General features: G+C 53.9%; 8 protein-coding genes. All 8 read left to right on the top strand.

Going from position 1 to position 13,034, the window contains the following annotated elements; translation table 11 throughout:
* The first annotated feature begins 47 nt into the window (after nt 1-47).
* Nucleotides 48-572, top strand: coding sequence for a 50S ribosomal protein L10 (rplJ, locus tag ACFQDM_RS11855; RefSeq protein ID WP_377379309.1), 525 nt, complete (start codon nt 48-50; stop codon nt 570-572).
* Between the two features lie 58 nt (nt 573-630).
* Complete coding sequence (rplL, locus tag ACFQDM_RS11850; RefSeq protein ID WP_377379308.1) at nt 631-1,014, top strand: 50S ribosomal protein L7/L12; 384 nt, start codon at nt 631-633, stop codon at nt 1,012-1,014.
* 146 nt (nt 1,015-1,160) lie between these two features.
* A complete protein-coding gene (gene rpoB / locus ACFQDM_RS11845) occupies nt 1,161-5,258 on the top strand; it encodes a DNA-directed RNA polymerase subunit beta (RefSeq protein WP_377379306.1) in 4,098 nt (1,365 codons plus the stop codon).
* Between the two features lie 84 nt (nt 5,259-5,342).
* A complete protein-coding gene (gene rpoC / locus ACFQDM_RS11840; RefSeq protein ID WP_377379304.1) occupies nt 5,343-9,536 on the top strand; it encodes a DNA-directed RNA polymerase subunit beta' in 4,194 nt (1,397 codons plus the stop codon).
* Nucleotides 9,537-9,868: 332 nt separating this feature from the next.
* The gene (gene rpsL / locus ACFQDM_RS11835) at nt 9,869-10,240 is read left to right on the top strand and encodes a 30S ribosomal protein S12 (protein ID WP_293613394.1); all 372 of its coding nucleotides are present in this window, start codon (nt 9,869-9,871) and stop codon (nt 10,238-10,240) included.
* Nucleotides 10,241-10,250: 10 nt separating this feature from the next.
* A complete protein-coding gene (rpsG, locus tag ACFQDM_RS11830) occupies nt 10,251-10,721 on the top strand; it encodes a 30S ribosomal protein S7 (protein WP_377379302.1) in 471 nt (156 codons plus the stop codon).
* Nucleotides 10,722-10,754: 33 nt separating this feature from the next.
* On the top strand, nt 10,755-12,875 hold the full coding sequence (gene fusA, locus ACFQDM_RS11825) for an elongation factor G (RefSeq protein WP_377379300.1): 2,121 nt from the start codon (nt 10,755-10,757) through the stop codon (nt 12,873-12,875).
* Nucleotides 12,876-12,912: 37 nt separating this feature from the next.
* Nucleotides 12,913-13,034: GTP-binding protein (locus ACFQDM_RS11820; RefSeq protein ID WP_377377500.1), on the top strand; the 122-nt coding region annotated here is incomplete at its 3' end.

Below are 13,034 nucleotides of genomic sequence, written 5' to 3'. Positions count from 1 at the left end.
ACACCAGGGCTCTGCGGATGGTCCGGGAGCCTCAATTGGAGACCGTAATGGATAGAGCTGGAAAAGCCGAGTCTATGGAAGTGCTGAAAAGCATTTTCGACGAGTCGGGTGTGGTCGTTGTGACTCACTATTCAGGACTGACCGTTGCGGAAATGACGGACCTTCGCGGCAAACTGCGTGAGCAGGGTGGCGCGTTGAAGGTTATCAAAAACCGTATCGCTAAAAAGGCGCTTGAAGGTCTTGGAGACAAAGGTGGTGATGACGCGAAAGGACTGTTTTCTGGTCCTGTAGCTATCGCTTACTCTCCAGACCCTGTTGCAGCGTCTAAAGCGGCTGTCGATTTCGCCAAGGACAACGACAAGCTCGTTATCATTGGTGCGATGATGGAAGAAAAAGTGCTCGGCGCCGACGGCGTTCAGGCGCTTGCGAAGCTTCCTTCTCTCGATCAGCTGCGTGGCAAACTTGTTGGCCTTATTCAGGCTCCTGCGACGAAAGTTGCCGGCGTCCTTCAGGCTCCTGCAGGTCAGCTGGCACGCGTCGTGTCGGCTTACGCAAACAAGGATGCGGCTTAAACCTCCGTCAAATCTGGCAACGATCCAGACTGAGATCTAAATTCGTAAGGAATACAAAATGTCTAAACTTGAGCAAATCGTTGAGGACCTTTCCTCTCTGACCGTTCTTGAAGCTGCTGAACTGGCTACGCTTCTCGAAGAAAAATGGGGCGTTTCTGCTGCTGCTCCTGTCGCTATGGCTGCTATGCCAGCTGGTGGTGACGCTGGTGGCGCTGCTGCAGAAGAGAAAACTGAATTTGACGTCATTCTCACCGACGCTGGTGCGAAGAAAATCAACGTCATTAAAGTTGTCCGTGAAGTTGTTTCCGGCTTGGGCCTGAAAGAAGCTAAAGAGCTCGTTGAAGCAGCTCCTAAGCCAATCAAAGAAGGCGCTACGAAAGAAGAAGCCGAAGACATCAAGAAAAAGTTCGAAGAAGCTGGCGCGAAAGTGGAAATCAAGTAACGCTGGTGCCTTCGGGCATTCCTTATGTGGGTGTTTTCTGCGCGGAGCACCCACTTGTTTGTGTCACGCGGCGGGCTCTCTTCAGGAGTCCGCCGCGACCGCGCTTCTAGCGAACGCCGCTTAGCGGCCCTGGATCAGGAACGAAGATGGCACTGTCCCTCACCGAAAAAAAGCGAATTCGCAAATCCTTTGGACGCCTTCCGGCAGTTGTCGACATGCCGAACCTCATCGAGGTTCAGCGCGCATCCTACGAGACATTTCTTCAAATGGGACCGCTCGAAGAGCGTCATCCGGACGAAGGTCTCGGTGCGGTATTCAAGTCGGTATTTCCAATCAAGGATTTTGCTGAACGATCTGTCCTTGAATACGTATCCTTCGAGTATGAGCCGCCTAAGTTCGATGTAGAGGAATGCCAGCAGCGCGATCTCACATTCGCCGCGCCGCTGAAAGTGAAGCTTCGCCTCATCGTTTTTGATGTCGATGAGGAAACTCAGGCAAAATCAGTTCGCGATATTAAAGAGCAAGACGTCTATCTCGGTGACATTCCGCTGATGACGGAAAAGGGTACCTTCATTGTGAACGGTACTGAGCGCGTGATCGTTTCTCAGATGCACCGCTCTCCAGGTGTTTTCTTCGACCACGACAAAGGTAAGACGCACGCGTCTGGCAAGCTGCTGTTTGCTGCGCGCGTCATTCCATACCGCGGCTCGTGGCTCGATTTTGAATTCGACGCCAAAGACATTCTGAACGTCCGTATCGACCGTAAGCGTAAGCTGCCTGCAACAACTATGTTGATGGCGCTGGGCATGGGCGGTGAGGACATTCTCCACACCTTCTACACTTACTCTGTCTATCGCCTCCACAAATCCGGTTGGACGACAGCGTACAATCCTGATCGCTGGCGCGGTGTGAAGCCGGACTTCGACCTGGTCGATGCAAACACCGGTGAAGCACTTGTGGCTGCTGGTAAGAAGATTTCGGCCGTCAAAGCGCGAAAACTCGGTGAAGGCGGTCTGGAAGACATTCTGGTACCAAGCACATCGCTCGAAGGCCGTTTCGTAGCTTACGACATCGTCAATCCAGAAACCGGTGAGATCTATGTCGAGGCTGGCGAGGAACTGACGGAAGAGATCGTCGCAGAACTGCGTGATGCGGGTGTTGATGAGCTCGAGCTGCTTGACGTTGACAATGGCGCGCGCGGCCCTTGGCTGCGGAACACGCTGTCTGCAGATAAAAACCAGACTCGCTTTGAAGCTCTGTCTGATATTTATCGCGTCATGCGTCCTGGTGAGCCGCCGACTCAGGAAGCAGCGGAAACACTGTTCAATCAACTGTTCTTTGACTCTGAGCGCTACGACCTCTCTGCGGTTGGTCGCGTGAAGATGAACATGCGCCTCGACCTGGACTGCCCAGACGATATGCGCGTGCTGCGTCAGGAAGACATTGTGGCGGTCATGAAAACCATCCTCGACCTGAAAGATGGTCGTGGTGACGTTGATGACATCGACAACCTTGGTAACCGCCGTGTGCGTTCCGTTGGCGAGCTGATGGAAAACCAGTACCGCGTTGGTCTGGTTCGCATGGAACGTGCGATCAAGGAACGTATGTCCTCTGTTGATATCGACACAGTGATGCCGCATGACCTGATCAACGCGAAGCCTGTTGTGGCTGCGATCCGCGAATTCTTTGGTTCGTCTCAGCTGTCTCAGTTCATGGACCAGACAAACCCGCTGTCCGAGATTACGCACAAGCGTCGTCTCTCTGCGCTCGGCCCGGGTGGTCTGACGCGTGAGCGTGCGGGCTTTGAGGTTCGCGACGTTCACCCGACACACTATGGTCGTATGTGTCCGATTGAGACACCGGAGGGACCAAACATTGGTCTGATCAACTCTCTGGCAACCCACGCTCGTATCAACAAGTATGGCTTTATCGAAAGCCCATACCGTAAGGTTGAGAACGGTCAGCTGACTGATGAGGTTCGCTATCTTTCCGCTATGGAAGAGCAGCGATACTCAATCGCTCAGGCGAACGCGCAGATCGATGAAAATGGCATGCTGATGAACGAGTTCGTCAACGCGCGTGTCGGTTCGGCACGTGACGCCATGCTCGTTCCGCGTGAAGAGGTCGACTATATCGACGTTTCTCCGAAGCAGGTCGTTTCCGTTGCTGCCTCGCTCATTCCGTTCCTCGAGAACGATGACGCGAACCGCGCGCTCATGGGATCGAACATGCAACGTCAGGCGGTGCCTCTGGTTCAAACAGATGCGCCACTCGTTGGTACAGGCATGGAAGCCGTGGTTGCGCGTGATTCACGTGCTGCACTGGTTGCCCGCCGCTCGGGTGTTGTCGAGCAGGTAGACGCCGAGCGTATCGTCATTCGTGCGACGGAAGACATCGATGCGGCCCGTTCGGGTGTCGATATTTACCGCCTCGTGAAGTTCCGTCGTTCCAATCAGAATTCCTGCATCAACCAGCGCCCAATCGTAAAAGTTGGCGACACGGTAGTGAAGGGCGACATCATCGCTGACGGTCCATCTACGGACCTCGGTGAGCTCGCACTCGGCCGAAACGTTCGCGTGGCGTTCATGCCGTGGAACGGTTACAACTATGAGGACTCCATCCTCATCTCAGAACGTATCGTTCGCGATGACGTCTTCACGTCGATCCACATCGAGGAATTCGAGATTTCAGCTCGTGATACGAAGCTGGGTCCGGAAGAAATCACGCGTGATATTCCGAACGTCGGTGAGGAAGCTCTGCGTAACCTCGACGAAGCGGGTATCGTTGCTGTCGGTGCCGAGGTTAAAGCTGGTGACATTCTCGTCGGTAAGGTGACACCGAAAGGTGAGAGCCCAATGACGCCGGAAGAGAAGCTTCTCCGTGCGATCTTTGGTGAGAAAGCCTCTGACGTACGTGATACGTCTCTGCGTGTGCCGCCTGGCGATGCAGGTACGGTCGTGGAAGTCCGTATCTTTAACCGTCACGGCGTCGACAAGGACCAACGTGCCATTCAGATTGAACGCGAGCAGATCGAGCTTCTTCAGGAAGACCGTCAGGACGAGCAATCAATCCTTGAGCGCAACACCTTCTCTCGCCTTGTGGACCTGCTGATCGGCAAAAGCGCGATTGCTGGCCCGAAAGGCTTCAAGAAAGGCGACATCAGCCTTGATCAGCTGGAATCTATTCCACGTTCACAGTGGTGGCAGATCCAGCTCGAGGACGAGTCTGCTCAAGCTGAAGTCGACAATCTGAAAGCAGCGTTCGACGATTCAATTCGTGCACTGGAAGCTCGCTTCAACGACAAGGTTGAGAAGATCCAGCGCGGCGATGATCTGCCTCCTGGCGTGATGAAAGTCGTCAAAGTCTTCCTCGCGGTGAAGCGTAAGCTTCAGCCGGGTGACAAGATGGCTGGTCGTCACGGTAACAAGGGTGTCATCTCCAAGATCAATCCACTGGAAGACATGCCATTTACAGAAGACGGCACACCCGTGGACATTGTTCTGAACCCGCTCGGCGTTCCATCACGTATGAACGTCGGTCAGATTCTTGAGACACACCTTGGTTGGGCATGTGCTGGTCTTGGCCGCCTGATTGAGAACAGTCTTGAGGTCTATAAGCGTAATCTGGATATCGGTAAGCTGCGTGAGACGCTTCAGAAGGCATATGGTGACGATGTCACACTGCCGTCAGAAGATGATGCGATTGTGGAGCTGGCTGGCAACCTGACGAAAGGCGTGCCGATTGGTACACCGGTATTTGATGGTGCCAACCAGGACGATATCGTTGAAATGCTGGAACGTGCCGGTCTGGATTCTTCCGGTCAGGTTACGCTCTATGATGGTCGTACCGGTGAGGCGTTTGCACGTCCGGTGACAGTCGGTTACAAATACCTTCTGAAACTGCACCACCTCGTGGACGAGAAAATCCACGCGCGTTCGACTGGTCCTTACTCGCTCGTCACGCAACAGCCTCTGGGCGGTAAAGCTCAGTTCGGTGGTCAGCGCTTCGGTGAGATGGAGGTCTGGGCATTGGAAGCTTACGGCGCAGCATACACCTTGCAGGAAATGCTCACCGTCAAGTCGGACGATACCGCAGGTCGTGCGAAGGTTTATGAGTCGATCGTACGTGGTGAAGACAACTTCGAAGCCGGTATTCCGGAAAGCTTCAACGTCCTCATCAAAGAGATGCGTTCACTTGGTCTCAATATCGAGTTGATCGAAACGGAAGACGAAGACGACGAATAGAGTGTTCCTCCAACCGAGTATTCATCTTTTCTGGGCGTCCGGTTCTAATGCCGGCGCCCAATCAACCGCCAGGGAGCGGCATATATGAGCCAGGAAGTCACCAACCTGTTCAATCCTAATACTCCGGCCCCAAGTTTTGAGGCCATCAAGATCACCATTGCCAGCCCGGAGAAGATCCGGTCCTGGTCACATGGCGAGATCAAGAAGCCGGAGACCATCAACTATCGTACGTTCAAACCAGAACGCGACGGTCTGTTCTGTGCGCGCATCTTCGGCCCGACAAAGGACTATGAGTGCCTTTGTGGTAAATATAAGCGCATCAAATACCGCGGCATCACATGTGAGAAATGCGGCGTTGAAGTGACACTTGCTCGCGTTCGCCGTGAGCGTATGGGACACATTGAGCTTGCTGCGCCGGTCGCGCACATCTGGTTCCTGAAATCACTTCCATCCCGTATTGCGCTCATGCTCGATATGACGCTGAAAGATGTGGAGCGCGTGCTCTACTTCGAAAGCTACGTCGTCACTGAGCCGTCTCTGACACCGTTTGAGCCAAAACAGCTTCTTTCCGAAGAAGAGTATATGGACGCGTGTGACGAGTATGGTGAAGACGCATTCACGGCAATGATTGGTGCGGAAGCGGTTTTCGAATTGCTTAAGGACATCGACCTTGAAGCGACAACCAACCAGCTTCGCGACGATCTCGCAGAAGCAACAGGTGAGCTGAAGCCTAAGAAGATTGCCAAGCGCCTGAAGGTTATGGAATCCTTCCTGCATTCCGGTTGCCGTCCTGAGTGGATGATCATGACCGTTGTGCCGGTTATTCCTCCGGATCTTCGTCCGCTGGTTCCACTCGATGGCGGTCGTTTTGCGACGTCTGACCTGAACGACCTTTATCGCCGTGTGATCAACCGTAACAACCGTCTGAAGCGCCTGATGGAGCTTCGTGCGCCGGATATCATTATCCGTAACGAGAAGCGTATGCTTCAGGAATCGGTTGATGCGCTGTTCGACAATGGTCGTCGCGGTCGTGTCATCACGGGTACGAACAAGCGTCCTCTGAAATCGCTTTCAGACATGCTGAAAGGTAAGCAGGGTCGTTTCCGTCAGAACCTTCTCGGTAAACGCGTCGACTATTCTGGTCGTTCGGTCATCGTGACTGGTCCAACTCTGAAGCTCCACCAGTGTGGTCTGCCGAAGAAGATGGCGCTCGAGCTGTTCAAGCCATTTATCTATGCGCGTCTCGACGCGAAAGGTCTGGCAGGTACGGTCAAAGCGGCGAAGAAGCTGGTCGAGAAAGAGAAGCCGGAGGTCTGGGATATCCTCGAAGAGGTTATCCGCGAACACCCAATTATGCTGAACCGTGCGCCAACGCTTCACCGTCTCGGTATTCAGGCGTTCGAACCACGTCTGATCGAAGGCAAGGCGATCCAGCTGCACCCACTCGTTTGTACAGCCTTCAACGCTGACTTCGACGGTGACCAGATGGCTGTTCACGTTCCGCTATCTCTGGAAGCGCAGCTCGAAGCTCGCGTCCTGATGATGTCGACCAACAACATTCTGTCACCAGCAAATGGTCGCCCGATTATCGTTCCGTCTCAGGACATGGTCCTTGGTCTCTATTATCTTTCGCTCGCGAAAGACAAAGAGCCGGGTGAGGGCATGTGTTTTGCCGACATGGGCGAAATCGAGCATGCGCTTCATAACAAGGAAGTGACGCTTCACGCAAAGGTGAAAGTGGCATTCGATGCGGTTCAGGAAGATGGTTCAACCATCCGTCAGGTCTTTGACACGACACCTGGTCGCTACATGATTGCTGACTGTCTGCCGAAAGTTCCTGGCATGACACCGGACGCCGTCAACGAACTGATGGTTAAGAAAGCCATTGGTCGAATGATCGACTATGTCTACCGTAACTGCGGTCAGAAGGCGACGGTTATCTTCTGTGACCAGATCATGAGCCTTGGTTTCCGTGAAGCTGCGAAAGCTGGCATTTCGTTCGGTAAAGACGACATGGTTATCCCGGACGCGAAGCACAAACTCGTTGAGGCGACGCGTACACAGGCTGCTGAATACGAGCGTCAATATGCTGACGGTCTCATCACGCGTGGTGAGAAGTACAACAAGGTTGTCGATGCCTGGTCGACCTGTACGGACAAAGTGGCTGACGCCATGATGGACGTTGCTGGTGAGACACATATCGATCCGGAGACAGGTCGCGAAACCGAAACCAACTCGGTCTTCATGATGGCGCACTCCGGTGCCCGTGGTTCCAAGAACCAGATGAAGCAGCTGGCTGGTATGCGTGGTCTGATGGCCAAGCCATCGGGTGAGATCATCGAGACGCCGATTGTCTCGAACTTCAAGGAAGGTCTGACCGTCCTTGAGTACTTTAACTCTACCCACGGTGCTCGTAAGGGTCTGGCCGATACGGCTCTGAAAACTGCGAACTCCGGTTATCTGACGCGTCGTCTGGTTGACGTTGCTCAGGACAGCATCATCACCGAAGATGATTGCGGTACGGATAAGGGCATCACTCTGCGTGCTGTCATGGACGGTGCGGAAGTGATCGTGTCTCTCGAAGACCGCATTCTGGGCCGGACAACGGCGGAAGACGTCATGGCGCCAGGCTCAGGTGAACTGGTTGTTCCAGCCAACACATATCTGGATGAAGCGCTTTCGAAGAAAGTTGATCAGTCTGGTATCGACAAGGTTCTGGTACGCTCTGTTCTGACCTGCGAAACTCGTAACGGTTGCTGTGCATCCTGCTATGGTCGTGATCTGGCGCGTGGTGAGCGCGTCAATATCGGTGAAGCGGTTGGTGTTATCGCCGCTCAGTCAATTGGTGAGCCGGGTACACAGCTGACCATGCGTACGTTCCACATTGGTGGTGCGGCGCAGGTTGCTGACCAATCCGGTGTTGAAGCAGCATATGACGGTAAGGTTGTCTTCCGCGAAGGTAACGTTGTTGAGCGTGCCGATGGTCGTCAGATCGTTGTTGGCCGTCACATGGAAGTCGATACAGTGGACGAAGACGGCCGAGTCCGTCAGACGTTCAAGGCGGGCTACGGTACGCAGCTCTTCATCAAGGAAGGCCAGATGGTCAAACGCGGCGACAAGCTCGCTGACTGGGACCCGTTTGCGCAGCCGATCATTACGGAAGTTGCCGGTTCAATCCGTCTCGAAGACGTGATTGATGGCCTGACGTCCCGTGAAGAAACGGACGAAGCGACCGGAATTTCATCCCGGATGATGGTTGACTGGCGTTCAACTGCGAAGAATGCAGACCTGCGTCCAGCCATTGTCGTTGTCGACGACAATGGCGATCCAATGACGCTGCCAAACGGTATGCCTGCTCGCTATCTTCTGTCTTCTGGTGCGATCCTGTCCGTCAATGACGGCGACAAGATCGGCCCAGGTGATACGCTTGCTCGTATCATGACAGGTGGTGCGAAAACCAAGGACATCACCGGTGGTCTGCCACGTGTTGCGGAACTGTTCGAAGCACGTCGTCCGAAAGATCACGCGATCATCGCAGAGATTGATGGCCGCGTTGAATTCGGCCGCGACTACAAGAACAAGCGTCGTATTCGCATCGTTCCCGAAGATGAGAGCATCGAGCCAATCGAATACCTCATTCCGAAGGGCAAACACCTGTCGATCCAGGAAGGCGATTCGATCCGTCGTGGCGACTATCTGATGGATGGTAACCCGGCTCCGCAGGACATCCTGACGGTTCTTGGTGTGGAAGCGCTGGCTGACTATCTCGTTGATGAGATCCAGAAAGTGTATCGTCTGCAGGGCGTTCCGATTAACGACAAGCACATTGAAGTGATCGTGCGTCAGATGCTACAGAAAATCGAGATCACGGATGGCGGTGAAACGTCTCTGCTCAAGGGCGAGACCGTTGAACTGATGGATTTCGAAGATGCCAACTCGGCTGCTCGCAAGGCAAACCGTCGTGAAGCTGTGGGGACGCCAGTGCTTCTCGGTATCACGAAGGCATCTCTGCAAACACGTTCGTTCATCTCGGCTGCGTCGTTCCAGGAAACGACACGCGTTCTCACCGAAGCCTCTATTCAGGGTAAGGTGGATACGCTGGAAGGTCTGAAAGAGAACGTTATTGTCGGTCGTCTGATCCCAGCCGGTACAGGTGGCCAACTGCGTCGCTACCGTCGCCTGGCGAACGATCGCGATGTGAAGCTCAAGGCACAGCGTGAGAAAGCTGCAGCAGCTGCTGCAACTCCTGCGCTGCCATCACCAGAGGCGGCGGAATAGTCCGCCGCTTGCCAGACAGTTTCGTCTGAATTAAAAGCGGCCATTCTGGTTTCCGGAAGTGGCCGCTTTCTTTTATGGGAAGGTCGTTAAGTTTGTACGGCGTGTATGTGTGTCAAACCTATCGAAAGGGTTGACCTTGGTCCAATCAAGGACTATTAGCGCCGCTCCAAGTGCAGGTTGCCGCGGTCGATTTCCGCGCCACCGCCCGGAAGATTTACGGGGCCAACGCCTCCCCAATCAGGAAATGCCCGAGGAGATGGAAGACGTCCCCTCGGTTTTGGATATGGAAGTGGGTGTTTGGTACCCAGCAAAAAGGATAGAAGACTAGGTCTATGCCGACGATTAATCAGCTGATCCGCAAGCCTCGGGCGCCTCGTCCGAAGCGCAATAAAGTTCCCGCCCTCAAGGCGTGCCCGCAACGTCGCGGCGTTTGTACGCGTGTTTACACGACGACGCCTAAAAAGCCGAACTCTGCTTTGCGTAAGGTTGCTAAGGTTCGCCTGACGTCTGGTTACGAATCTATCTGTTACATTCCGGGCGAAGGCCACAACCTTCAGGAACACTCTGTTGTTCTGATTCGTGGCGGTCGTGTTCGCGACCTTCCGGGTGTTCGCTACCACGTGCTCCGTGGTGTGCTTGATACACAGGGCGTTAAAGACCGTAAGCAACGCCGTTCTCATTATGGCGTGAAACGCCCGAAATAGGATATAAAACATGTCTCGTCGTCACCGCGCTGAAAAACGTGAAGTGCTTCCCGATCCAAAATTCGGGGACATCGTACTCTCTAAATTCATGAACCAGATCATGGTCGATGGTAAGAAATCGACTGCTGAGCGCATCGTTTATGGTGCTCTGGATATCGTGGAAGCCCGTGCGAAACGCGAACCAGTTGAGCTCTTCCATGATGCCCTGGACAACGTTTCTCCGGCTGTGGAAGTGCGTTCCCGTCGTGTTGGTGGTGCGACGTATCAGGTTCCTGTCGAAGTGCGTCCGGAGCGCCGTCAAGCGCTGGCCATTCGCTGGCTCGTTGGTGCGGCTCGCGCTCGTAACGAAAACACCATGCGTGAGCGTCTCGCAGGTGAGTTGCTTGATGCCTCTAACGGTCGTGGTAACGCTGTGAAGAAGCGTGAAGACACGCACCGCATGGCTGAAGCCAACCGCGCATTCTCGCACTATCGCTGGTAATCTCTTTAAAATCTGAACATCTGAGGCTTTCTCATGGCTCGCGACTATCCGCTCGAACGCTACCGTAATTTCGGTATCATGGCGCACATTGACGCCGGTAAAACGACCACAACCGAGCGTATCCTGTTCTACACAGGTAAATCTCACAAAATCGGTGAGGTTCATGATGGCGCGGCCACCATGGACTGGATGGAGCAGGAACAAGAACGTGGCATCACGATCACGTCTGCTGCGACCACGACTTTCTGGGAACGTACAGAAGACGGTGAGACGCCACAAACACCGAAGCACCGCTTCAACATTATTGACACTCCAGGACACGTTGACTTCACGATTGAAGTAGAGCGCTCTCTGGCGGTCCTCGATGGCGCGGTTTGCGTTCTCGACGCGAACGCGGGTGTTGAGCCTCAGACAGAAACTGTCTGGCGTCAGGCTGACCGCTACAAAGTTCCGCGGATCGTCTACGTCAACAAAATGGACAAGCTGGGTGCTGACTTCTTCAACTGCGTGAAGATGATCAAAGAGCGCACAGGTGCGACTCCTCTGCCAGTTCAGTTCCCGATCGGTGCTGAGACAGAGCTCGAAGGCCTCGTCGATCTCCTGACCATGAAAGAGTGGGTTTGGGAAGGTTCGGACCTTGGCGCGAGCTGGGTTGTCCAGGACATCCGTGACAGTCTGAAAGACAAAGCCGAAGAAATGCGCAGCGAACTCGTTGAGATTGCTGTGGAGCAAGACGAAGAAGCAATGGAAGCGTATCTGGAAGGCGAAGAGCCAACCATCGAAACGCTCCGTAAGCTGATCCGTAAGGGTACGCTGTCTATGTCCTTCGTTCCTGTTCTTTGCGGCTCTGCATTCAAGAACAAAGGTGTTCAGCCAATGCTGAACGCTGTGATCGACTATCTTCCAAGCCCACTTGATGTCCCTGCTTACATGGGCTTCAAACCAGGCGACGAAGAAGAGGTTCGTAACATTGCTCGTTCTGCTGACGATGAGCAGCCATTTGCTGGTCTGGCATTCAAGATCATGAACGACCCATTCGTTGGTTCTCTGACGTTCGTTCGTATCTATTCCGGTACACTGACCAAAGGTGGTTCTATGCTGAACTCCACCAAAGGTAAGAACGAGCGCATCGGTCGTATGATGATGATGCACTCCAACAACCGTGAAGAGATTGAAGAAGCGTTTGCTGGCGACATTATCGCTCTCGCAGGCCTCAAAGACACGACGACGGGTGACACGCTCTGCGACAAGTCTGGTCCAGTTGTTCTGGAGACGATGAACTTCCCAGATCCGGTTATCGAGATTGCGGTTGAGCCGAAATCTAAAGCCGACCAGGAAAAAATGTCTGTTGGTCTGCAACGTCTCGCAGCTGAAGATCCATCTTTCCGCGTCGAAACAGACATCGAGTCTGGTCAGACGATCATGAAAGGCATGGGCGAGCTTCACCTTGACGTTCTGGTTGACCGTCTGAAGCGTGAGTTCAAGGTTGAAGCGAACATTGGTGCGCCACAGGTTGCTTACCGCGAGGCGATCTCCAAGCCAGCAGAAGTCGACTACACCCACAAGAAACAGTCTGGTGGTTCGGGTCAGTTTGCTCGCGTCAAGATCCAGTTCGAGCCAGGTGAAGCAGGTACAGGTTTCGTCTTCGAATCTAAGATCGTCGGTGGTTCTGTACCGAAAGAGTACATCCCAGGCGTTGAAAAAGGCCTGGCAAGCGCAATGACCAATGGTCTGATCGCTGGCTACCCGGTTAGCGACCTGAAAGCGACTCTGATCGACGGCGCGTACCACGATGTTGACTCGAGCGTTCTTGCGTTCGAAATCGCGGGTCGTGCGGCTTTCCGTGAGCTGAAATCACAAGGTGCACCGCGTCTGATGGAGCCAGTGATGAAGGTTGAAGTCATCACGCCTGAGGACTATATGGGCGACATCATTGGTGACCTGAACTCCCGTCGCGGTCAGATTCAGGGTTCTGAACCTCGTGGCAATGTAACGGCTATTAATGCCTTTGTTCCGCTGGCCAACATGTTTGGTTATGTCGGTAACCTGCGTGGCATGTCTCAGGGCCGTGCGCAGTTCACGATGATTTTCGACCACTATGAAGAAGTGCCACGTGCCGAGAGCGACAAGATCATCGCTCAGGTAGCTGGTTAATTTAGACGCAAGACGACAGAATTCTTAGGAGTAGGACATGTCCAAGGCAAAGTTTGAGCGCAACAAGCCTCACGTCAACATCGGTACGATTGGTCACGTAGACCACGGTAAGACCACGCTGACTGCGGCGATCACGATGGTTCTTGCAGAAGTGACGGG

This window comes from Ponticaulis profundi (genome assembly GCF_042659465.1).
In the GTDB taxonomy this organism is placed as follows: domain Bacteria; phylum Pseudomonadota; class Alphaproteobacteria; order Caulobacterales; family Hyphomonadaceae; genus Ponticaulis; species Ponticaulis profundi.
This window is presented reverse-complemented; position numbering and strand designations above follow the sequence as displayed.

Coding starts and splice junctions, on each gene's coding strand:
- rpoB (WP_377379306.1), top strand. CDS start 1,161: ATGGCACTGTCCCTCACCGAAAAAAAGCGAATTCGCAAATCCTTTGGA.
- rplL (WP_377379308.1), top strand. CDS start 631: ATGTCTAAACTTGAGCAAATCGTTGAGGACCTTTCCTCTCTGACCGTT.
- rpsG (WP_377379302.1), top strand. CDS start 10,251: ATGTCTCGTCGTCACCGCGCTGAAAAACGTGAAGTGCTTCCCGATCCA.
- rpoC (WP_377379304.1), top strand. CDS start 5,343: ATGAGCCAGGAAGTCACCAACCTGTTCAATCCTAATACTCCGGCCCCA.
- rpsL (WP_293613394.1), top strand. CDS start 9,869: ATGCCGACGATTAATCAGCTGATCCGCAAGCCTCGGGCGCCTCGTCCG.
- fusA (WP_377379300.1), top strand. CDS start 10,755: ATGGCTCGCGACTATCCGCTCGAACGCTACCGTAATTTCGGTATCATG.
- rplJ (WP_377379309.1), top strand. CDS start 48: ATGGATAGAGCTGGAAAAGCCGAGTCTATGGAAGTGCTGAAAAGCATT.